This is a genomic window from Ktedonobacteraceae bacterium, assembly GCA_035653615.1.
In the GTDB taxonomy this organism is placed as follows: domain Bacteria; phylum Chloroflexota; class Ktedonobacteria; order Ktedonobacterales; family Ktedonobacteraceae; genus DASRBN01.
Genome location: DASRBN010000044.1, coordinates 65,421 through 87,314, shown reverse-complemented (window position 1 = coordinate 87,314; position 21,894 = coordinate 65,421). Strand labels below are relative to the sequence as shown.

19 protein-coding genes are annotated in these 21,894 nt (G+C 53.8%); 10 read left to right on the top strand and 9 right to left on the bottom strand.

Annotated elements, in window-relative coordinates; genetic code table 11:
- Nucleotides 1-73 precede the first annotated feature (73 nt).
- The 4 genes from VFA09_27300 (at nt 74) to VFA09_27285 (ending at nt 5,246) form a co-directional block, all read left to right on the top strand.
- Complete coding sequence (locus VFA09_27300) at nt 74-1,288, top strand: glycosyltransferase family 9 protein (protein ID HZU71014.1); 1,215 nt, start codon at nt 74-76, stop codon at nt 1,286-1,288.
- A gap of 237 nt (nt 1,289-1,525) precedes the next feature.
- On the top strand, nt 1,526-2,530 hold the full coding sequence (locus VFA09_27295; GenBank protein HZU71013.1) for a TIGR03557 family F420-dependent LLM class oxidoreductase: 1,005 nt from the start codon (nt 1,526-1,528) through the stop codon (nt 2,528-2,530).
- 311 nt (nt 2,531-2,841) lie between these two features.
- Complete coding sequence (locus VFA09_27290) at nt 2,842-4,347, top strand: cytochrome P450 (protein HZU71012.1); 1,506 nt, start codon at nt 2,842-2,844, stop codon at nt 4,345-4,347.
- 278 nt (nt 4,348-4,625) lie between these two features.
- Complete coding sequence (locus tag VFA09_27285; protein ID HZU71011.1) at nt 4,626-5,246, top strand: zinc ribbon domain-containing protein; 621 nt, start codon at nt 4,626-4,628, stop codon at nt 5,244-5,246.
- Nucleotides 5,247-5,578: 332 nt separating this feature from the next.
- On the opposite strand, the gene VFA09_27280 is transcribed toward VFA09_27285, so the two are convergent.
- Both VFA09_27280 and VFA09_27275 read right to left on the bottom strand, forming a co-directional pair.
- Nucleotides 5,579-5,845 carry an HAD hydrolase-like protein gene (locus tag VFA09_27280; GenBank protein HZU71010.1) on the bottom strand — a complete coding sequence of 89 codons (267 nt, stop codon included), beginning with the start codon at nt 5,843-5,845 and terminating at the stop codon, nt 5,579-5,581.
- Nucleotide 5,846: 1 nt separating this feature from the next.
- The gene (locus VFA09_27275; protein HZU71009.1) at nt 5,847-6,350 is read right to left on the bottom strand and encodes a peroxiredoxin; all 504 of its coding nucleotides are present in this window, start codon (nt 6,348-6,350) and stop codon (nt 5,847-5,849) included.
- Nucleotides 6,351-6,617: 267 nt separating this feature from the next.
- On the opposite strand from VFA09_27275, the gene VFA09_27270 reads away from it, so the two are divergent.
- Nucleotides 6,618-7,016, top strand: a complete 399-nt coding sequence (locus tag VFA09_27270; protein HZU71008.1) for a hypothetical protein — start codon at nt 6,618-6,620, stop codon at nt 7,014-7,016.
- 28 nt (nt 7,017-7,044) lie between these two features.
- Here VFA09_27270 and VFA09_27265 read toward each other — a convergent pair whose 3' ends face one another.
- Nucleotides 7,045-7,515 (bottom strand): MGMT family protein, encoded by a 471-nt coding sequence (locus VFA09_27265; GenBank protein ID HZU71007.1) that lies wholly within the window; start codon nt 7,513-7,515, stop codon nt 7,045-7,047.
- A 311-nt stretch (nt 7,516-7,826) separates the two neighbouring features.
- Between VFA09_27265 and VFA09_27260 the strand changes: the two genes are divergently transcribed.
- Nucleotides 7,827-9,200 carry a DEAD/DEAH box helicase gene (locus VFA09_27260; protein ID HZU71006.1) on the top strand — a complete coding sequence of 458 codons (1,374 nt, stop codon included), beginning with the start codon at nt 7,827-7,829 and terminating at the stop codon, nt 9,198-9,200.
- Nucleotides 9,194-10,474 carry a DUF790 family protein gene (locus VFA09_27255; GenBank protein ID HZU71005.1) on the top strand — a complete coding sequence of 427 codons (1,281 nt, stop codon included), beginning with the start codon at nt 9,194-9,196 and terminating at the stop codon, nt 10,472-10,474. Before VFA09_27260 ends, VFA09_27255 begins: the two co-directional genes overlap by 7 nt.
- 164 nt (nt 10,475-10,638) lie before the next feature.
- Here VFA09_27255 and VFA09_27250 read toward each other — a convergent pair whose 3' ends face one another.
- Entirely contained in the window at nt 10,639-11,484 is an 846-nt protein-coding gene (locus VFA09_27250; GenBank protein ID HZU71004.1) for a Stf0 family sulfotransferase, read from the bottom strand.
- A 307-nt stretch (nt 11,485-11,791) separates the two neighbouring features.
- Here VFA09_27250 and VFA09_27245 point away from each other — a divergent pair, with 307 nt between their 5' ends.
- Complete coding sequence (locus tag VFA09_27245; protein HZU71003.1) at nt 11,792-13,096, top strand: sulfatase; 1,305 nt, start codon at nt 11,792-11,794, stop codon at nt 13,094-13,096.
- A 135-nt stretch (nt 13,097-13,231) separates the two neighbouring features.
- Nucleotides 13,232-13,402 carry a hypothetical protein gene (locus VFA09_27240; protein HZU71002.1) on the top strand — a complete coding sequence of 57 codons (171 nt, stop codon included), beginning with the start codon at nt 13,232-13,234 and terminating at the stop codon, nt 13,400-13,402.
- 53 nt (nt 13,403-13,455) lie between these two features.
- On the opposite strand, the gene VFA09_27235 is transcribed toward VFA09_27240, so the two are convergent.
- From VFA09_27235 to VFA09_27220, 4 genes are all read right to left on the bottom strand, one after another.
- Nucleotides 13,456-14,301 carry a PhnD/SsuA/transferrin family substrate-binding protein gene (locus VFA09_27235; GenBank protein ID HZU71001.1) on the bottom strand — a complete coding sequence of 282 codons (846 nt, stop codon included), beginning with the start codon at nt 14,299-14,301 and terminating at the stop codon, nt 13,456-13,458.
- A gap of 112 nt (nt 14,302-14,413) precedes the next feature.
- Nucleotides 14,414-15,130, bottom strand: a complete 717-nt coding sequence (locus tag VFA09_27230) for a hypothetical protein (protein HZU71000.1) — start codon at nt 15,128-15,130, stop codon at nt 14,414-14,416.
- A gap of 28 nt (nt 15,131-15,158) precedes the next feature.
- Entirely contained in the window at nt 15,159-16,274 is a 1,116-nt protein-coding gene (locus VFA09_27225) for a molybdopterin-dependent oxidoreductase (protein HZU70999.1), read from the bottom strand.
- 227 nt (nt 16,275-16,501) lie between these two features.
- A complete protein-coding gene (locus VFA09_27220) occupies nt 16,502-17,326 on the bottom strand; it encodes a Stf0 family sulfotransferase (GenBank protein ID HZU70998.1) in 825 nt (274 codons plus the stop codon).
- A 254-nt stretch (nt 17,327-17,580) separates the two neighbouring features.
- Between VFA09_27220 and VFA09_27215 the strand changes: the two genes are divergently transcribed.
- Nucleotides 17,581-18,546: an aromatic ring-hydroxylating dioxygenase subunit alpha gene (locus VFA09_27215; protein HZU70997.1), complete on the top strand. Its 966-nt coding sequence runs from the start codon at nt 17,581-17,583 to the stop codon at nt 18,544-18,546.
- Nucleotides 18,547-18,808: 262 nt separating this feature from the next.
- Here the strand turns inward: VFA09_27215 and VFA09_27210 are convergent, their stop codons facing one another.
- Nucleotides 18,809-21,685, bottom strand: a complete 2,877-nt coding sequence (locus VFA09_27210; protein ID HZU70996.1) for a baseplate J/gp47 family protein — start codon at nt 21,683-21,685, stop codon at nt 18,809-18,811.
- Nucleotides 21,686-21,894: the final 209 nt, after the last annotated feature.

The window sequence follows — 21,894 nt, the reverse complement described above, 5'->3', positions numbered from 1 at the left end:
CTTACGTAATAGTGATGAAAGCACGTCTGTTATTGCATAGATTAACTATGGTCTAGGATGCCCAGAACGAAGTATGCTTGAAAAACAATCCTTCCAGGCGCTATCGCCTCAGATTGAGGGTCGGGCGCGCGCATTGGAGGGTTCGCGCTACCTGATTACGATAGATAAAGGTATTGGCGATGCCGTTGCGATAGGGTTGAGCGTGGTCGATCAAATCATACAAAATGATCCGGCGGCTTACGGAAATATTGATATACTCTGCAACCCATTACAGGCTGAAATATTTGCTTACGACCCGCGCATCAAAAACATTTTCGCGACCGGTATCACCTTTTTCCCCTCGCTTGAGCCATCATCCTGGCTTAAAACAATTTTTCTGGAAAACGAGAAAGCCTCGATGGTTCTTTTTTTGCGCGAGCAGCACTATAAAGGCGTCTTCCCCAGTATTGTAGCGCCGGGCCTCTATCTCGGACTGCACTCGCATATCATGCTGCCCAATATTTTGAGGCTGGCGCAGAACCTGTTGCTACGGCATCATCCGGCGGACGTTTCTTTACGAACATTGGCCAGGCAGATGGTCAATCGCGCTTTTGGCAAGCAGGTATCCGATGCCAGGCTCGAGGAGGAAGAGGTTTTGCTCTACCTTGACCCCGGACAGGTACGTAAAGCCATGCAGGCCGTTACACTGCTTAAAGAACAGGCGAGGATAGACGGGGCTGGGACTTGCCTGCTACTTGTTGCGCCGGACAGCGCATCCGCGGTGACAAGGCCCCCAACGGATCTGCTGGCAGCGGCGTTATCAGAAGCGTTAGCGCAATGCCCCAACCTGATCGTAAGCATTTTACCGAGCTACACCGATACGGCGGCCTCGGAAAACCTGTACTCAGCACTTTCCCCTCGCTTTGAAAAGCGCGTCTTTTTGCTGCCTGCCACTCCCAGAGCCGGGCTGCTTGAAACGGCGGCATTTCTGGATCAGGCTGATATCCTTGTCAGTGGTGATACAGGCATCATGCACCTGGCAGCGGCCACTAAAATGCTGAAACCCGGCTCCGAGCTAGTTTTCCGCCCGCGTAACACGCTGAAGATCATTACGCTCTTCGGCGGCACCAATCCCGATTACTACGGCTACAGCAAACGCACCACCATTATTGGACGAGGCCGCAAAGAGCAGAATGCCTTTCGGCCTGGTTTCGCCAAAGAGGGGTACGATACCCATGGACGCAATCTTTTTGACCACATTGCGCCGCGAGAGGTGGCCGGGGCGATTATGAATCACGCGGGCCGATAAATCGGCGGTGGGCACGATCAATTGGAACGACGCGGGCCGATAAATCGGCACTATGCGGGGAACCAACCAGTGCCAAATTTATTTGTTAAAATCCATCATCGGCCTCTTCACCAGATTTTTCGACAACCCCTCTTGAAACCATCCCTGCTCCTCAGACGAATCCTATTACAGGTGCGTTCCGATAAAGATGACGAAGCATATATCTACATTCACAACGTGAAAGGAACAAACAACATCATGGTACAATTTGGATGGAAAGCAGGACCAGAACAATTCCCACCGAATGAACTACTCGACCAGGCGATTGCCGTCGAGCAGGCAGGATTCGATTTTATCGAGGCAAGCGATCATTTTCATCCGTGGAGTGAAGCAGGACAGGCTCCGTTTACCTGGACATGGTTCGGCGCTGTAGCCGCGCGCACTAACCGCATCAGCATGGGACCCGGCGTTACCTGCCCTATCCTGCGCTACCATCCGTCTATTATCGCGCAGGCAGCTGCCACCGTCTCGGCCATGGCGCCCGGTCGTTTCTTCCTGTGCGTCGGAACCGGCGAGGCGCTCAACGAATACGCGGCGACCGGCATGTGGCCTGGTTACGACGAACGCCAGGAGCGGCTGCTGGAAGCCATACAGCTTATCCGCGCCCTATGGACTGGTGAAGAGATCTCATTTGACGGCGAGTTTTACCTGACGCGCAAGGCAAAGCTCTATACACCTCCGGCTTCAAAGATTCCGCTCTATATCTCCACGCTCGCGCCCGGCAGCGCCGCATTTGCCGGTCAGCACGGCGACGGCTTGATTACAGTTGGCGGCAAGCAGCCCGATCTCTATGCCAATATCCTCAAGAATTTCGAGAAGGGCGCCAGGGAGGCGGGCAAGAATCCGCAGCAGATGCCGAAACTCATTGAGATCAATGTCGAATTTACCGATAATGAAGAGGCCGCCATTCAGAATCAAAAGAAGTACTGGGCGGGTACCTATGTTCCGGCTTTGTTCGACCAGAAGATTTATACTCCGGCCATGTCTGCTCAGAATGGCGAGGTTGTCGGCTCGGATACCATCAAGAAGGCTACATGCATTTCTGCCAATCCCGATGACCATGTCAAGTTTGCGCAGAAGTATATCGACATGGGCTTCGATCAGCTGGTCTTCCATTCAGCTGATCCGAACCAGCGCGGCGTGATTGAGGCATACGGCCAGCATGTGCTGCCCAAATTGCGCTCAAAAGCTGGCGTCGCGTGATCCTTTCTTGAAGAAATGAATTCGGACAACCATATGCGGTTCATAATGAATTTTCACAACCAACACCGGCAATCCGAGTGTTCATAACCGTGTCATTGTGTTCATAACCGTGTCATTCTGAGCGGAGCGAAGAATCGGCGCCCGGGGAGACCGAGATTCTTCCCCGTTCGCTCCGCGCAGGGCTTCGGCTCCTGCGCTCAGAATGACATGAAATATTACCCGTTTCCAGACCCTCTTTAACCATTGATTCTCCTCTACTTCCACAGTATGATACAAAATGAGATAATTTAGCACCTGGAGGAAACAGAACAATGGCGACCACTGCTCAGGAACTGGAAACGACGGAGACGACAAAGGCAGCACTACCACCCGGCCCGCCCCGGTTGCCCTATATCGGCAACCTGCTCTCATTGAGGCGAGATCCGCTCGGCTACCTGCAAAAGTTGCAGCGCATATACGGCAATATGGCGACGATCTACTTCATGAAGAATCCCGCCGTGCTGCTATTTCGCCCGGAACACGTGCGCTACGTGCTGGTGGAACATCCCCGCGATTTCTCGAATATCGGCTCGTTCCAGGAAAATAGGGGCGGCGACGATAATTTCGGTAACGAGGGATTGCTGACCATCAACGGCGAAAAACATCGCCAGCAGCGCCACGCGGTACAGCCCGCCTTTCATAAGAAGCGTGTCGAGGGCTATGCCGCGATCATGCAGCAATACACACAGGAGTTGCTCAAGACATGGCAGGTAGGGGATAAGGTCGATATGTCGCGCGCCATGCAAGCATTAACGCTGCGCATCGTCAGTAAATGCCTCTTCAGCATTGATCTGTCAATGCAGCTTGAGCCACTCGGCGACGCCTTCGATGGCGTCATCGGTAGTTCAACCAGCATGGCCGAAGACCTGCTGAATATTCGCATTGACAACCCCGTTACCGGCTATGGCAAACGTAGGGCCGCCATACGCCAGTTGAATATGCTGATCTATACGCTGATAGCGCAGCGCCGCGACGACGAGCGCGATTATCACGATGTGCTTTCCATGCTGATGACGGCACAAAGCGGCGAGGAGCCGGGTACAAAACTGACTGAGAAGCAGATCCACGATCACATCCTGACATTTTTAGCTGCCGGGCATGAGACAACGGCGATTGCCCTGGTGTGGACGTTTTACCTGCTGGCGCAATATCCAGAAGCGCGCCTGAAATTGCAGGATGAGCTTCACTCGGTGCTAGGCGGTCGCGAGCCAACGTTGGAAGACCTGGCGCACCTGCCCTATCTCGATTGGGTGTTAAACGAATCGATGCGCCTCTATCCTCCAGCCTGGATGCAGATGCGCTTCGTTGCGAAGGAAACTGAGCTGGATGGCGTCCGACTGCCCGTTGGTACGATGCTCATTCTCAGCCAGTGGGTTATTCATCGCCTGCCCGATATCTGGGAGGATGCGGAAACATTCAAGCCCGAACGCTGGGACCCGGCAAATGGACAGCAGATTCCGCCGGGAGCATACTTTCCTTTTGGAGGTGGTCCGCGCACCTGTATCGGCATGCCATTGGCACAAATGGAGGCGCGTATTATCCTGGCGAGCGTTCTGCAAAAATTCACGCCACAGCCTGTTTCCGGCTACACTCCTGGTTTCCAGCCGGTGATTACGCTGCGCCCAAAACGGCATTTAGAGGTAACGCTGATGCCCGCGTCATCCGGTGAAGCAAATGCCCAATGGAAGCAGCTTGTTCGCCGTAATGAGCTGGCAGTTCAAAATGGTGTGGAACGTAAAGGATGCAGGACGGCACTATTGGGACTGTTGGGATTGTAGTTAAAAATCGTAAGCATACGCTGAAACCTCGCTTCGGCAACCTTCAAATGAAGTTTTGACGTATAATATCATATGCAGGAAGTAGCAGATGACTTATCAAGATGATGAGGAACCGGACGATGAAGAAATTGGCGGTGAGGGTGAAGACGTAGGCATAGCCCCATTCAATAAGCGATAAAAGGAGGCAAAGGGTTTTATCGCAACTGTTCTGAAACGTCAATACTATGTAGAGTTGAAAAACAAATAATAGTTCGACCGCTCAGAAAGCGATGTTGGTTATGGAAAAGCTCGCAAATTTCCGTTACTACAACAAGAAGGCGCTATTGGCGCTAATTATTACGTATGCCGTCAGCTTATTGCTGATGATCGTGCCCATCGCCCTATTGGGCAATTTCAGTGGTGCCGGCTCAAATCACGTGGACGAAGTGTTGAATGCGTTGATCAATATCGGTATATTGATCTTCATCATTCAGGTCATCTTCGTTATGATATATGACTGGCGCGGAGCTGTTACCCTGCGTGGTTGGACCCAGTCCAGGCTTATGAAGGAAAGCCTGCTGGCGGATTTTAAGATGTTTTATGTCATCCTCTACCTCTTCTTCCCCGAAATTATGCTGCCGATTTACCTTGCTCGTGTTGTTGTGGGTCGGCGGCGGGAGGAGCAGCGCAAGGAGTTTGAGAAGCAACGTTACATCGCTTCACTGGAGGCGCAACTTGGTATCTTGCCCCCCACACAAGGAACCTGTCGCGTCTGCCAGAAGCCGCTGCAGATTGGAGCCGAATTCTGCCAGTATTGCCGCACCCCGGTAGTCGAGCATCCCAAAGTGTGTCCAGAGTGCGCGACGACGGCTTTGCCAGATGCGCAGTGGTGCCCAAAGTGTGGGAAACCTCTAAGGTGACCGGGATTCTCTCCAGGTCGAAAGGAGGTTCTTTATGCCCGATCTCAGACCCATAATTGAGCAGGCCTATCAGTGGTTGCGAAGGCGGATTTCGCAGTTGCTGATGTGACGGGTCTAAGAGCCTGTCATAAAAAACCCGAGCTGGACGTGTCATGCTGAGCGCAGCGAAGCATCTCTCGCTCTTTCATGCAACTGAGCCGCTCAACTTCTGGGGAAACGACATACGCCTGCGTCGCACCCCCACCGCTGAAAATCGCCTGGGGATTTGCAGAAGAATCACTAGAAGGCTACAGCTTCAACAATCCTCTCTTCTGTACGCAGTGACATATGCTTCACACCTCGATCTCTGCCACTGATTCTCGTACCCAGGTTGGGCGATAGGGAAAGCGCTCCACTTGCTCGCCTGAAGTGACGCCTGTCAGCACCAGGATGGTGCGCAAGCCACTTTCAAAACCAGCAATGATATCCGTATCCATGCGGTCGCCGATCATCACCGAATCTTCGGAATGGGCATTAAGCGTGCGCAGCGCCGTGCGCATCATCAGTGGATTCGGTTTGCCAACGAAGTAGGGCTTGATGCCGGTAGCGGCGCTGCTCACTCTACTCTTGCTCTTCTCGTAACATTTCCAGCACCTTGAGCGCCTCATCGACGTGTTTTTGTGGCGCGAATGCGGCGGAAAAAATGTGGCGCACGATGCCGCGCTTATCGATGATATAGGTGACACGTCCCGGTAGCAGCCTAAATGTCGTGGGAACGCCGTAAAGTTTTCTGACCTTGCCACCTACATCGCTCAGCAGAATAAACGGCAGGCGATAGCCGGATGCAAAATGCCGGTGGGACTCCTCGGAATCCGAACTGATGCCAATCACCTCCGCTCCAGCCTCTTGAAAGACCTCATAGCTGTCTCTAAAGGCGCATGCTTCGGCTATACAGCCTGGGGTGTTATCTTTGGGGTAAAAGTAGAGCACAATATTCTTCTGGCCGATAAAACTTTCGAGGCTGACCGGTTTACCGTCCAATGATGGAAGGGTGAAATTTGGGGCCCGATGACCCACCTGCACCTTTCCCGTTGCTGCCTGGTACTGATCATCTTGAATGCTCATGGTTAATGCTTTTGACCATCTTTCTACTGGTGTTTACATGTTAAATGCTATGCCGCCCGGCATCTATCGGAGATGGCAAATTGCGGCACTTACGAAACTTCTCCGGCATCATAAACACATCACCATGTATATGGTACAATAATTACGCCGCTCGAACGTAATAGTAGTAAGAGTAATCAAGATACGTCCTCTGTATGAAAACCCTGTAGGGACAGGGCCTGGTGCCTGTGCTGGAACAACGGCAAAGAATCGCGAACAAAGCAACAAATGATGCCAGAAGATGATGCAACTGTCACAACAAGGCCAGAAACGAGGTGGGGACGGCGCTGGTACAGACCTGCACGCTGTTCTATTTGCACGAGTTTTATCTGGTCTCACCCAATCAGGATGAAAGAGCCGCTTGAAGCGCCGGAACCACGGCGGGAATGGATGCTCTGCGGGCCTTGCCATAATGTGTTGCTTCAGGAATTGGGCCGTTCCACCATACGTTCGCCCTTACGCCTGCGCATCGCCATGGGTTTTGTGGCCGCCGAACGTTCGCCTAAGGCATATATGAATGAAGTTCAGACATTCCAACGCGAATTCGCCTGGTTTGCCTGGGCAATAATTCTCTTTGGTCTCCTGCACGTGGCCATATTTATCATCCTGCTGGCGGTGCCAAGATAAAAGACCATCCTGACTGTAAGGAGGCAGATCATTCCTCAACTGATATAATGCGAAATGGCGAGGCCGCATCATGCTGCATGAGATACAGCAATTTATCGCTGACGCCGACCGAACCAGCATCGGCTTCGTTCAGGATGCGCTGCAATTCCTCAGGCGAGAGGTCACGCGAGGGGTCCCAGCCATAGCGTTTGAGATCGACGTGTTCGTCAGTGAAAACGATTCCTTCGGCTTCCAGCAACTGGCGCATCCTCCCTTTCTGACCAAAAGCCCAGCTGCCTGTCAACTCTCCCTTGCTATTGATAACCCTCTGGGCCGGTACGCCTTCAGCTGCTTCGTTCATAATCCAGCCCACGAAACGCGCTCCGCGAGGATACCCTATGGCTTTGGCGAGCCAGCCATAGGTGGTGACGCGACCAGGAGGGCAGGCGCGCACGAGCGCGAAGACACGAGCTTTAAGATTAGCAACCTCGTTCTGAGTAGATGATGGTTCGTCTGGCATGATATTTTCCTCATATGAAACACAAAGTTTCTCAGTAACGCAAAAAGGATACGAGTACGAGAACAATTCATTACAGGGCAATCGTATCCTCTTACTGATACCTGTGTCAAAAGGAACAATACCATAGCCCTTTTCGGTTGGATATCCAATTCTTGCTATTGTTATGCCTTTCACTCTGGAAACACGTATGGTATAACAAAGACCCCTCATTCTCTTGATTGGGCCTCTACATGCTGAATTTCTCGGTATAAAAGAACGCATGATCTACCTTTTCCTCTCCACATATGCTATACTGTACCATCATGAAAGATATGAGCGCGTCTATCTTCTTTCAAGGCGGTACGCTTGTCTTACAGGGTATTGACGAGCAGGAATATCAACCCGCGCCCTTTCGCTTCATCAAGGGAAAGTGGCGCTGCGAAGCCTATCACTACGGCTCGCTTCTGCCATACCTGCAAGAACAGCATATTCGCAACAATGTGGCTCGCTGGCAGCATCTCGATCTCACGTTACATGAGAATCGCGAGCCGCACGATTACCAGCTGGAGGCCCTTGCTGCCTGGGAGCAGGAGGAGCGGCGGGGCAGCATCATTTTACCGACCGGGGCGGGCAAAACCTTTCTTGCTATCCAGGCTATCCAGCGCATCAAACGCTCCACCGTTGTCGTTGCTCCCACCATTGATCTGCTCCACCAGTGGTATGCCAGGCTTGTTAACGCTTTTGCCGTAGACGTGGGAGTGTATTATGGTGGCGAAAAGCGCGTTCTGCCCTTAACCGTCACGACTTATCATTCGGCAGGCGACCTGATGGCCGAGTGCGGGAACAGCTTTAAGCTGATTATTTTCGACGAGGTGCATCACCTGCCCGCGCCCACCTGGGGAGAAACCGCGCTCATGACTCCCGCTCCATTCCGCCTGGGACTGACGGCGACATATCCCGAAGAAGAGGAACAGAGTAATGGGCGCTGGCGCATCGATGAACTCATCGGGCCTGTTATTTATAGCAAGCGCATCGAAGACCTCGTCGGCAAGCAGCTTGCGCAGTATCGCACCCAGCGCCTGCGTATCGATCTCACGTCTGAAGAACGCGCAAGCTATGATGCTGATTACGCTGTCTACACCGCGTTCATTCGCTCACGCCAGTTGAGACGGCATCATGGCGCGAGATGGATTCTGGAATTGATGCGCCTCTCTGCTGTAGATGCCCAGGCGCGGCAGGCATTTCTCGCCCGCCAGCGCTTACTTCGCCTGCTTGCCCGCGCCGAGGGCAAGTTCAAAGCTCTTGATGCCCTGCTGTGTGAGCACGCCTCAGAACAGATACTCGTCTTCACGGAACATAACTCGACGGCCTACGAGATTGCCTATCGTCACCTCGTGCCCGTAATTACACATGAAACGAATGCCGCCGAACGCAAGCATATCCTGGATGGCTTTCAAAGCGGTCGTTATCGCGTCATCGTCACCTCGCGCGTCCTCAACGAAGGTGTGGATGTGCCGGAAGCCAAAGTCGCCATTGTGCTGGGAGGCACGTCCGGCGCGCGTGAGTATATTCAACGCCTGGGTCGCGTGCTGCGCAAGGTTGAAAATCGCGAAGCCGTGCTATTCGAGGTCATCGCGCGCAAGACCCTGGAGGAGGGGAAAGCCCAGAGAAGGCGACGCAAACGAGAGGAACCGGAAGCATGCTGACCGCCGACCTCGTCAAACCACGCGTGCGCGTCCGCAAATCGGAACTGACAATCGACCTGCTCGATACAAGCGATCCCCACTGGCTTTCTACTGCCGCCGACCTGATCGACCTCTTTCAGCAGTTCAGGGGCCAATCGCAGGCCGACTGGCAAAACGCCCTGGAGATGTACGAGGGAGAACGCCTCGACTATGTGGTTGTGCGCGGGCTGGCAAAGGTACTTACCGATGCGGCGACGTTTACGCCCCTGGCAACTTCTATTCATCCTATGCAAATCCGCGAGCGCGCCTTTTCCTATGGGCCGGTTTTCACCACGCCGCAATTATTCTCACCAAAAACGCATTATGAAGTCATCCAGCATGTCGCGGACGAAATTGGTATTCCCGCGCAGCAGGTAGCGGCAATGCTCTTCGCCGACCGTCCTGCCACCTACGCGCTTCACGATACAGGCCCCGCATGGACGCCTGAAAGCCTGCTCTCTCGCTATAACCTGGAACTGGCGCGCGGCGTTCTCTACTGGGCGACTCAGGTGCAGATCGAAGTGCATAGGGGATATAAAGACCTCTGGAAGTACCTCAAATTGTTTAAACTCATGTTCTGGGGACATGTACTGGAGGATGGCTACCTGCTCGACCTTGATGGCCCTATTTCTCCTTTCGTCAATGCCACAACGCGCTACGGGCGGCAGTTCGCTGCCTTTTTACCGGCGCTCTTCCTCTGCGAGCGCTGGCGCATGACTGCTACAATAATCGCTCCCCAGACAGGCGCTATGGCAACCTACCGGCTCGATTATACGATGCCCTTTCAGAGTCATTTCAAACAGAGCGGCCTCTTCGACAGCCGCCTTGAGGCCGACTTCGCAGGCGAGTTTGAGCAAAAGATGGGCGACAAACGCGGCCACTGGCTACTGCGACGCGAAAGCGAGGTCTTGCTGCTCGGCGATACGGTGATGATTCCCGATTTTACGCTGATTGACGACGAGGATGAAACGCGCAAGATTCTTATCGAACTCGTAGGCTTCTGGCATCCCGAATACCTGCGGCGCAAAGTGGAAAAAGTCCGCGCCGCGCATTGCGAACATCTCCTGCTGCTCGTCTACCGTGGTTTGAATATCGCCGGCGATGTGTTTCAAGATACCGCCAGCGAAGTTATCTTCTTCGCGCAAAAACCGGTGCTGAAAGAGGTGATGGAGCGGGTCGAGGAGATGGCCGGACGGATTTATGGGCCGCGGAAGAAGAGTGATAAGAAGAATAACATGATATACCAACTCCATTGATCGGTTGGTTCGCCAGCAGCAGCCCGCCGCCCAGATGGACACTCCACCAGCAAATTTCTCGTAGGAAGCAGGGAGAACACAGAAAGCATCCGGGAGAGAAAACAAGATGACCACAAGAGTGAATCCCTTGTGGTCATCTTTGCTCAGGTTTTCTTCAAGATGTTTTAAACCACCGAATCTACGCGTTTGAGAGCGTAGTAGCGCTGCACCCATTCCTCAGACAGCCCATCCGCCTGCCGCCTCATGCGCCGCTCACCAAAAACAACAGGTTCACCTATGGGAATATGCAGGTAGCGCAAAATGCTCAAAGCTGTCTCCTCATATGCGCCGGCCAGTTCCTCATAAATCACCGTATATGGTCGCACACCGCATTCAGTAAAGTACCGCTGCCAGGCTTCATCATGTGCATTGATTCGCTGTACTAAATGATCAATCGCCTCGAAGTTGAACACAAGCTCTTTATGATTGTGCATGCCTGCCAGTGCATCGTGCCAATCATGTTTCCATGTCCAGGTTTGAATGGCTTTCCACAGCGAGACTGCCTGCCGCGCCTTGTCGCGCCTCGTCACCCAGATGTAATGCAGGTCAGGAAAAATCGCATTCAGTATATCCGGTACGGCCATGTAACGATAGGCCGGAATTTGCCGCGCATTCTCGATAAAATCACCGAAGTATCCCCACATCATCTTCGCGCCAAAAACACCATTGGGGGTAGTTCCCTCCTCAAGCACGTGCGCAAGATACTGCGCGTAACCGGGACCATCCCAAAATGTGGGCTGGCCATACTCATCATCCAGGCGTGAGTAATTCCCAAGGAGTTGCAGAATAGCAGTATTTTCTACGTTCTCAAAGTACTCCCTCGGCCGGCGGGGCAGTCCCGTCTTCTTCAGCGCCTCGAAGTACTCTTTTGGATGCCCGGCCAGGCCGGTATTGTCCAACGCCTCGCATAGCAGCGTGCTTCCGCTGCGCGGGGTGGCACAGATAAGGTAAGATGTATTCGGTTTTGGCACCTTGTACTCCTCTCATTTTTCCTATCTGAAACGTCTGTAAATGAACAATAGCATATTTTCCTCATTCTTTCAAGTTATTTATTTTATTCTCATATGTTATAATAATAGAGAGGCCTGGTGCGTGAGCACTAGACCGATGTGTTATGCTGTATCTATGATACGATTCTGGGGTTATAGTAGGTTCCACCAGCTATTGGGGGCGATGGACGGAGCAAGCTCCCCCACCCTGCCGCTGCCGTAACCCCCGCCTCTACTGTGGCAACTGTTGTTGGTGGAATCGTCGTAGTAGTTGAAAGAGTACATACCTATGCAAGAACAGTATCCAAACATCCTCTATCTTCACTCTCATGATACCGGGCGCTATGTTCAACCTTATGGCTATGCCATCCCAACGCCCAACATTCAACGTCTTGCCGAGCAAGGAGTCTTATTCCGCAAAGCTTTTTGCGTTGCTCCAACGTGCTCCGGCAGTCGCGCGAGCCTGCTGACCGGCCAGTTTGCGCATAGCAATGGTATGCTTGGACTGGCCCATCGTGGTTTCTCTTTGCGCAATTATCGTCATCATATTGTCCATACACTGCGCAAAGTCGGCTATTATTCGGTCTTAATCGGCGAGCAGCACATCTCAAAGGAGCCTGATATCATCGGCTATGATCGCGTGTTCAAGATTAAAACTAATCATGTGGCATCGGTCGCGCCTATCGCCATCGATATCCTGCGCAATGTGCCGCGACAGCCATTTTTTCTCTCGGTCGGATTTTTCGAGACCCATCGCGAATTTTTTGAGCCTGTCTCGCCGCAAGATGCCAATTACTGTTTGCCGCCACCGACCTTACCCGACACTCCTGAGACACGCCTGGATATGGCCGCGTTCAAGGTCAGCGCGCAATCCCTCGATAGGGGCGTCGCTGCCGTCCTGAATGCTCTTGAGGCCGCCGGTTTGGCTGAGAATACGCTGGTCATCTGTACAACCGATCATGGGTTGGCCTTCCCAAGAATGAAAACCAATCTGACCGATCATGGCATTGGCGTGATGCTGATACTGCGGGGGCCGGGTGGTTTTTCCGGCGGCAAGGTCTGCGATGCGATGGTTTCACAGATCGATCTCTTCCCCACCGTCTGTGATCTGCTTGAGATTGAGCGACCGGAATGGCTGCAAGGCAAATCGCTGATGCCCCTCATTCAAAACAAAACTGATCGAGTCAACGAGCAGGTGTTCGCCGAGACGACTTACCACGCTGCCTACGAACCGCAACGGGCCGTGCGCACTGAGCGTTGGAAGTACATCCGCCGCTTCGGTGATCGCCTCACGCCTGTGCTGCCCAATACGGACGATAGCCCCAGCAAGCGGTTGTTACTGCGTTACGGCTGGAAAGATCGTCCCATCGCACAGGAGCAGCTCTACGATCTGATCTTTGATCCCGGCGAGGCTTGCAATGTAGCGAATGATCCATCGCTGGCCCCAGTTCTGGATGAGATGCGCGGTCGCCTGGAACAATGGATGAGCAGTACCGATGATCCGCTTTTACGAGGTCCAGTTGTTGCCCCTGCCGGCGCCGAGTTCAACGACCCGGATCAACTCTCACCGTATGAGCCAATGTATAGGGTGTAGTAGGGACAGCGGCTTGTCCCTGTCCCCGCGAGGGCCGATGATGAATTTTCACCATCAAATTTGGGAATCCTCCCAGGACGTGTCATGCTGAGCGTGTGAGCCGAAGCCCTGAGCGGAGCGAACGGGGAAGAATCTGTGCCCATCGAGCCAGAGATTCTGAGCGCAGCGAAGAATGACACGCCCTGGCCGCTCGCATTGCCGGTGTTGGTCGTGAAAGTTCATTATCGACGATGCCCACGATCAATCGGCCCAACACTGCGGTATACAAAGCCCGCCCCTATGGCGCCCACGACGAGCATTCCATAGGAGCGGACTCAAGGAGATGACGGGCGTATTCTGCTTTATTCCCGCCTGCTGCATTATCTTCTTCCGCTTGCCAGTACCAGACCGGAGAGTGGATGTGAGAACTGCGCCAGTTCAACCTGTGCCAGCATCCCAAGCATGCCCGCGTAATGTTCGTCAGTAACAGGGGCAAATCGCTCTATCAATCCCCTGCGCAGTTCATTTGCGCTGGCTGCATTATGATGCATATGGAGCAGAGCAGTCCGAATGCGCTGCTTTAGACAATCATCCAGGCGTTTCGCAACGACCACCGGGGGAATACCAGAGGGGCCCAGGGTCTCGATCACGCGCAACCTGGCTCCCAGCGCCGGGTCTTGCCGGAGCATCACATCCAGTACGTGCGAATCAATGGCTGTCGCATCGACCTGTCCATCCAGCACCATCCGCAAGGACTTCAGGTGCGAACCTGATTTGACGATCCTGCCAAAATAGCCAGGCGTTCTACCCTGTTGCAGCAGGCTGTAGCATACCAGGTTCCAGCCCGAGTGAGAAATGAATTCGTTATATGCCCAGGTGCAATCACGCAGGTCATCGAACGAAAAGAAAGAACTCTCTTTGCGCACAACCACATCCGAAAAATAGATCGGCTTCCCCGCGTAACGTCTCCCGTGCAGCACCGGCGCCGCTAACAGCTCGATGGGGCAGTCGGCATAGCGGGCCATACGCGCATAAATCAGGCCGCACACGAAACCAACATCTATCTCGTCCTCGGCAAACGCATCGAAAGAATGCCCGACCGTAAGCAAGCTCTTGCATCCCAGTGCCTTCCCAACATACCTGGCGATAGAACTGTACGTATCCCAGAGGTTGGACGAAAGGAACGTCGCAAAGCGTAGCGGTTGATTGTTCTCCATTCCTACCATCTTTTGCTCCTTAGTGCATTTCCACTTGATCTTTTCGGGTTTGATAGGTATACTGGCGCTCCTGGGGCAGCAGGTGCCGTATCCTTTCACGACCCTGTTGAGGGTACTGAAATTAGACGCTCATTCTGTAGGGAGAGCGGCTTGTCCCTGTCCACTTCAGTTGCTCAGGATCGCCACCAGGCGCTATCCCTACAGAATCGTAGATACGCTCCCAAATTGTTGGCCTCGTTTGTGGTGCCGAAAAAAAGTAGTATCTCGTCTTTTGCAACAACATCTCGGTATGATCCAGCCCCTCCGGCATGATGCCATGATGCAGGCGTATCCACTCATAATAGGCCTCCGACAGCCTATAGGCCGCGTAACGATGGATAGGCGTATCCCTGATATGCATCTTCGCCTCCACATCGCTTAAGAGCACCAGGTTGCACCAATCTCCATTGCGCAATTCCAGCGAGGAATAACTGACGATGCCCGGCGCATTCACCAACTCTACCAGCAATTGTCTATCGATATCCTCGATCTGATCAGCAATCGAGTCTTGCAATGCCTTTCTTTTGCGACTGATAAAACCGACGAACATAAGTGTATCTCTCAGCACCAGTTCCTGCTGTTTGTAAATCGCTATACGGTGCATTCGTCCGTACCGTTCCTGTAAGCGGTACAATAATGGTTGCGACGCGGGAACAGGCTCATCTAGCTGGCGAACCGTTAAGTGGAGCCTGCGCGCCATATAACGCAGCACGACCAGATCTAACTTGCCTTTCTGAATATCGGTGTTACCGGCATCATTTCTCAGACCTTCTTGGGCGACCGGGCGAAAGCGTTGCATGAATTTATCCCCCTTTTCTCTTTCTATGCTAGAATACTGACACGTGTAGGCGGTGCCAGGCATTGTTCATATATCCCTTGAAGTTCCAGACCTCGCGCAGATTGGCAGGCTGCGTGCGTCCTCTCGAATCCCAGGCCCGCGCAACAATCTCATAACAACCAGGCTCCAGTTGAAAAGAAGCCTCCCAGAAGCACCATGTCCATGGATGCGGCCTTTCCAGCAGTGTCGCCTCCCGCCAGGTTGCGCCACCATTCAGCGAAAGCTCAACCGCTTCGATATGCGCACCTTCACCCGTAATCGCGTATCCCTGGATCGTCACTGGCCCTGCGGGAAGCACTTCAGATGCGCGAGGCCGGCAGATAACGGTATTGATCGCCAGGTCAGACAGCACCTTTCCTTCCTCCCAATTCGCATCTGCGGCCTGCGTATCAGGTGGAAAGAGCTTGTAAGCGTGGCGTTGAAAATAATTGTTGGAAGGAGAAGCTTGCAGGCGAATGCCGCCCAGCCACTTCACGCTCCTGGCGCCGATATAGCCGGGCACCACAACGCGCAGCGGAAAACCATGCTCGCGTGTCAATGGCTCGCCATTCATCTCATAGGCCAGCAGCACTTCTCCGGATAGCGCCTTCTCGAGAGGGATTGAAGCGCCAAACCCAAATCGCTCCCCACCTTTCTCAATCTCATCGAGGCCCAGAAATGCTACATGTTTCACACCGGGTCCTATACCCGCCGCCAGCAGCACCTCGCGCAATCGCACGCCCCGCCATTCCGCAGTGCTGATCGCATCGGCGTCCCATGCAACCTCTCCCCGGATTGGTTGAACAGCGGCAAGTTCGCTACGCCGGTGCCCCGCACATTGTAGCGTAGCAACAACGCTAGAACTGGCAAATTCAATCCGTAAGTCATCAAGAGACAGCTCCAATGGAACCTTTACTCTCCCGCTCACCGAAAGGCGGTAGGTCTCGCCATCCACATCTGGAATAGAGCCATGACTGCGGATGAAAAAGCGTTTCTGCGGCGTGATAAATTTCTCGCGCGCTACTTCAGGCGCAATCCCGGCATTGAGCGGATGTAGCGAGTGTAAAACCATTTCCTCCTGTTCGATTGTTACTCCCGCTTCAAGTGATTCGTGCGTGAGCGACATTGCTTGCTCCTTCCTGCTATAATAAATGTAACTATTGTTACGAACCATGCTGTGTAAGAGACAAAAATAGCCGAGAACAATTTCCTCGGGTGTCTTTTACGAAGGGATTCTTCGAAAGAAGAGAAACTCCCTTTTCAATAAAAGTAACTGGAGTTACCTTTACGAATGAGGAGTAGAGTAGAGTTTCTTGCGATCATCCTCCACTCCTCATCCTCTCCTGGAGCTATTTAAGGGGAATTGGGACTATTCATTACTACCCCATTTTCTTGTTGTCGTTTGAGAGTAGTGTAGCGCTGCGCCCAGTCCATACTAAGCGTATCTACCAGTCTTTTAGTAGAACAATGGCTGAATGCCAGGCTGTCCGGCACAGGAATATGCAAACCGTGCAGGATAGAGCGCGCCATAGCTTCGGGCGCCATCTCTAATTCTTCGTACACGACAGTAATCGGCGAGATACCGCAGATATCAAAATACATTTGCCAATCGGCCTCATCGGCTAAAATACGCCGTACAAGCGCGTCAATCGCCTCAAAGTTGAAGACCAGTTTTCTCTCGGAGAGAAGGTGCCTGTTTGCTGAGCGTAGCGGCCTTTCTTTATTCCAGGTCCATTCTTGAACGGCTTTCCATAGAGATACAGCCTGCCGTACCTTGTTGCGCCTCGTTACCCAGATATAGTGCAGATTGGGAAAAACTGCAGGCAGTAAATCTACCACCGGTATCTCTTTATGAGGAATGCGTCGCAGGTCGCAGATAAAGTCGTCGAAGTAGTCCCACATCACATTCGCACCGAATATCCCATTGGCTGTTGTTCCCTGCTCAAATATATGAGCGAGCGAATCAACATGAACCTGCCCTTGCTCGTCGCATAAAAATGGCGGCAGGGAGCCACTATGAGCAGCATGTTGCTGAAAAGTTGTCGCATGAACGTTACGGCGGGCCATAAAGTACTCCTTTGGCCGACCGGCTGCTCCGGTACTACTTAAAACTTTACTAAGCAATGCGCTACCACTAAAGAAGGTGGCGCAAATAAGATAAGAAGTGTGTGGTTGCATGATTATCTCCTGATCAACCTGGATAGCCTGGTGCCAAATGCGTTTACAACGATGTCCTTTACCAGATTTCTACAATCACATCCTTGAATGTAACAATAACATATTTTTCTCATTCCTTCAAGTTATTTAGTACATTCCAATTTGTTATGAATGGATGAAACATCTATGTTCGCTTTTCATCTTATCCCCCGGGAACAGATGCTTTGGGAGCTAAGTGGATATGATATAATCAGGGCAAAAACGAGGATACTCCGATGCTCAATGACCCTGTTCTGCTCAACGATTGGCATGTGGTGGCCTATGCGCCCGACCTGCAAGAAGGAAAGCCCATGGCTGCGCGGCTGTTAGAGGAAGATCTTGTTCTCTGGCGCGCAGGCGATAAGATTCATGTCTGGCGTGATCTGTGCCTGCACCGGGGAACCAGGCTGTCGCTGGGAAAAGTGGAAGCTGAGACGCTGATCTGCCCGTACCATGGCTGGACCTACAATTCAGAGGGGCAATGCATTCGCTTTCCGGCGCATCCCCATCAGAAGCCCCCTGCTACGGCGCGGGCAAAAGTCTACCAGGCGCAGGAAAAATACGGTTGGGTCTGGGTGTGCCTGGGCGAGCCGGCGCAGGATATCCCAGCTTTTGTGCAGTGGGATGATAGCTCGTTTCGGAAAATCCATTGCGGCCCGTATCAGTTTCATGCCGGCGGGCCGCGGGCCGTCGAGAATTTTCTCGATGTGACGCACTTTCCATTCGTTCACCAGGGCTACCTGGGCGATCCTGAACACCCCGAAGTGAGCGACTATGAGGCCGAGATACGCCCTGATGGGGTGATTGCGCGCGATATTACGGTCTGGCAGCCCGATCCTGATGGTTCGGGCCAGGGAGCGAGCGTGACCTATACGTACCAGGTACTGCGTCCTTTGACGGCTTGCTTTGTAAAGACCTCCGGCGGCGCGCGTTTTGCGATGTATTTTACCGTGACGCCGGTTTCCGAACGCGAGTCCATTGCCTGGACTTATGTGGCGCAAGATTACGACAATATTCCAGAAGAAGAGATTCGCGCTTTTGAAGACATGATTACCTGGCAGGATGTGCCCATCGTGGAGTCGCAACGGCCCGAATTGCTGCCGTTGGATTTGCAGGCCGAGTTGCACTTGCGCTCGGACCGCACGGCAATCGCCTATCGTAAGTGGCTGCGGCAGCTGGGGTTGAGCTTCGGCACGTCCTGAACGAAAGGGACAGGCATGAGGCCACGCGCTAGATCAATTCGTACTCTATCCCTAATGAATTTTCACCAGCAAAATCGGTGGTGTCATTCCTGGTGGTCTCATGCTGCGCGTAGCGAAGAATCTAGCTCCATGGCCGCAGAGATGCTTCGCTGCGCTCAGCATGACATGAATCACTGAGGCCGCAGAGATGCTTCGCTGCGCTCAGCATGACACGGCTGGAGATTGATTGCTCCATTCGGTTGTCAGCATTCGTCAGGGCTGTTTAGCCGTTCGGCACTCCCGGTGTTGGTGTCGTCGTAGCCACAGGCAGCAAGATTACCGTAATGTTGTCCGAGCGGAACGGCAGCATGGGCAAGAAGCCGGGAGACTCTACAATGCTGGTGCGCAGGACGCCATGGAGACCTGCCAGCCCATTTTTAATGTCGCTGTTCGCCTGGCCGATCGACTTGCCCGCAAGAGCTGCGCGAATATCATTCGTAGAAATGCGCTGGATAATCTGCCCGGTGGCATCAAGGGTGATGGCGATGGAACTGCCGTCTTTCGAAGGACTGCTCTTGATCTTTGAGAGCTTCAGTTGTTCACCGGTCACCAGCATATAAGCCGGCTGCATCTGCATTGCCCTGACGTTGACCTGCTTCGCCGCTGCTGCTTGCAAGGCCGCCGCCCGCACTACCAGTACCATTGTATGCACTGTGACCGTCATGCTGAACGTGCCATCTTTTGTAATCTGACCCACCGTGGGATTCGTCGTCACCTGTTCTGATTGCTGAGCCGGTGTTCCTGAGATATCGCCAGTGTGCAGTTGTTGTGCCAGCCAGCTCTGTAAATTCGTCTTTAACTGTTTCTCTAGCGCTGCCTTCTCAGCTGAGATATCCTTCGACGTAACGGTAGTTGCTGCCATTGCGCCGCCACCCGCCAGCGCCTGGGGGTTTGTCACGTCCAGGCTCAACGCCGAGGTCGACACGTTATTGTATTGCGCGATGGCGGTCAGGCTGATCTGAGGAATAACCGTGATGCTGCCTGCTGCCACATTGCCACTGGTTCCTGCATTTACTGCCTGCACCGGGATGGGTGGATTGGAACCACCACCCGGTGGGAAAATGACCGCGTCCGCCGTGGTCGCGAACTTCACACCGCTGCTGGTTGCCAGAATCGTTCCGGTAGGAATTTCCACCTGCTGGCTGCCATGGTTGGTGAAAATGACCTGGCCTGTTGCCCGGGCGTTTCCAACCTGGCTCGTCCCGGTAGCTGTACCGTTACCCGTCGCGCTTTTCTCAAAGCTGAGAACCTGCGAGGCGACCGTATTCGCCGCCGCATTATGTGAATTCGTACTGGCGCTGAAATGCAGAGCGCTTATCGTCAGAGGACGCGCAGGCACAGCAATCGTTACCCGCGCGCTCGGCAAGAAGTAAAACAGCGCGAACAGGATCAGCAGGCAGGCCACCACGATCAGGAAGCCAGCGAAGACTTTGCGATCATTCCTGGACTGTGCCGCCGGTTTTCTCGGCTGCCCCGGCGTTACCGGTTTTCGCCAGCCCTGTTTTGGAGCACTGCCTCCTGGTTGCTTGCTGGCCTTGACTGCGCGGGCAGGTACCGGTGCTTGCGGGGAGGCGACGGCACGTTCTCTATCAGGCGCCTGTTTCACCGGCGCGGCGGACCCATCTGGCTGCCCATTCCCGGTCTGCTTTTGCGTGGGGATAGCTGGCTGCTTCCCGCGATTGCGCAGCGCGCCAGAGCTGCTCCCCGCGGCAGGGGCTGGAAGCGAGCCTGATCGTCTTACCGGCGCTGGTGCAGGCGCGGGCTGCTGCCTTACCTGCGTGGGCCTCTCTGTCACAGGGGGAAGCATTTCCGCGTCATCGATATCGGCGCGACCGGTTTGAAAGCGCGAGCCAAAACCGCGCGTTGATGGTGGTTGTTCCATCTCATCCTCAACCGGCTCATTCCATTCTGGCACAAAGGTCTCCGGCTGCACCAGAATAGCGCCCTCGTCCCCTAAATCCTCGATCTCACCCTCCAGTATATCAGTTGGCCTATCCGAGAGATCGGGAATACCCGTATCAACTTCCTCTATGAATGCCGATCCGCGTTGCTCTGGCAGAGAGCTAGGCGCGACATCCTCAAGGTAATACTCATAAACATCCGTATCCTCCTGCCCAAATACTGGCTGCTTATTCAGCAATCCTGCTTCGTCGCGCGTACTCCAGGAGGGTAATGGTATTGCCGGGCCTTGCTGGTAGCTACTCGTGCCGGTTCCCGGTCTATTGTATTCCTCCTGATCCGCCTCCAGCTCTTGCTTTTTTGACAGGGGCGCAGGCGCTTCCAGGTCGGCGGAACGCGAAGAGGTCAGATTACTGCCCAAAAACTGCTTGCGAATACTCTGAGCCTGATTGTAATGATCGATCAGCGAATCTGGTAGTTCGTCCTCGTCGTGCTGTGGAAGCCGCGGGCTGACAGAGGGGGACGTTTCAATATGGAAATGTTGCTGCTGATCCGGCGGCATGTCAGCGGGGAGTAGGGGAGCTGCTGGCCCTGGAGGTATTATGCTGCCGGTTGTATCAGCAGGTTCCTGGAATGTCGATTGCGCGCGCGGCTCGGGTACCTGAGGTTGCCTTTCGGTTTCGCTCAAGATTTGTCGCCCAGGCTCCTGGCCAGGCTGCCCTGCTCTACGGGTTGCTTGTGGACCCTGTATGGGCGATCCTTGTGGTCGCCCTGCAATATCCCGCCTCACAGCTCGTCCTTCAAGATCACCGGGACGCCCTGCGAAACCAGACCTCATAGGCCGATTGGTCGAAGTACTCTCATTCTGGCGTTGTGTGCGCCCCCCGCGCTGTATGGGTGTTCCTTGTGGTCGCCTGGCCGGACGAGATTTGTTCGGGGAAGGAGATTCCTGGGATTCGGCAACCCTGAATCCTACTGCTTTTGCAACGGCGCGAATCTGGCGATCAGAGCTAATCACGAGCACCTCTTGCCCCAGTTCGCGCGCGCGGGCGTGCAGCACACGCCAACCCACGTGGCTGCGCAAGCTCGTTTGTGGTGGTATGACGAGAATTATTTTCCTGGCCTGAACCTGCTCCAGGCGTTCACGTGTACTCGTCAAATCTTCATCCGGGCTGAGATAAATAATCTGCTCATCAGCCATATACCCTGTATCCCCCTGCCTGTTGTATATTCTGTGGCCCCGAAGCGGACAGACGCAAGGCACTGTCCCTACAGGAGCCCATTCAGCATCGCCGGTGCCTGGTGTATTCGCGCTTGACAACTGCCATCCAGGGCGCCCGCAAGGGGACGCCCCTACCCTATACAGGGTGGCGGGGCACGTTTAGGATAGGGGCGTCCCCTTGCGGGCGC

Bases quoted from the DNA above. Each gene is read 5' to 3' on its own strand.
- VFA09_27215 (HZU70997.1), top strand. From the start codon at position 17,581: ATGCTCAATGACCCTGTTCTGCTCAACGATTGGCATGTGGTGGCCTAT.
- VFA09_27260 (HZU71006.1), top strand. From the start codon at position 7,827: ATGAGCGCGTCTATCTTCTTTCAAGGCGGTACGCTTGTCTTACAGGGT.
- VFA09_27230 (HZU71000.1), bottom strand. From the start codon at position 15,130: ATGCAACGCTTTCGCCCGGTCGCCCAAGAAGGTCTGAGAAATGATGCC.
- VFA09_27265 (HZU71007.1), bottom strand. From the start codon at position 7,515: ATGCCAGACGAACCATCATCTACTCAGAACGAGGTTGCTAATCTTAAA.
- VFA09_27210 (HZU70996.1), bottom strand. From the start codon at position 21,685: ATGGCTGATGAGCAGATTATTTATCTCAGCCCGGATGAAGATTTGACG.
- VFA09_27235 (HZU71001.1), bottom strand. From the start codon at position 14,301: ATGGTAGGAATGGAGAACAATCAACCGCTACGCTTTGCGACGTTCCTT.
- VFA09_27295 (HZU71013.1), top strand. From the start codon at position 1,526: ATGGTACAATTTGGATGGAAAGCAGGACCAGAACAATTCCCACCGAAT.
- VFA09_27300 (HZU71014.1), top strand. From the start codon at position 74: ATGCTTGAAAAACAATCCTTCCAGGCGCTATCGCCTCAGATTGAGGGT.
- VFA09_27270 (HZU71008.1), top strand. From the start codon at position 6,618: ATGATGCCAGAAGATGATGCAACTGTCACAACAAGGCCAGAAACGAGG.
- VFA09_27275 (HZU71009.1), bottom strand. From the start codon at position 6,350: ATGAGCATTCAAGATGATCAGTACCAGGCAGCAACGGGAAAGGTGCAG.
- VFA09_27220 (HZU70998.1), bottom strand. From the start codon at position 17,326: ATGCAACCACACACTTCTTATCTTATTTGCGCCACCTTCTTTAGTGGT.
- VFA09_27245 (HZU71003.1), top strand. From the start codon at position 11,792: ATGCAAGAACAGTATCCAAACATCCTCTATCTTCACTCTCATGATACC.
- VFA09_27255 (HZU71005.1), top strand. From the start codon at position 9,194: ATGCTGACCGCCGACCTCGTCAAACCACGCGTGCGCGTCCGCAAATCG.
- VFA09_27225 (HZU70999.1), bottom strand. From the start codon at position 16,274: ATGTCGCTCACGCACGAATCACTTGAAGCGGGAGTAACAATCGAACAG.
- VFA09_27290 (HZU71012.1), top strand. From the start codon at position 2,842: ATGGCGACCACTGCTCAGGAACTGGAAACGACGGAGACGACAAAGGCA.
- VFA09_27285 (HZU71011.1), top strand. From the start codon at position 4,626: ATGGAAAAGCTCGCAAATTTCCGTTACTACAACAAGAAGGCGCTATTG.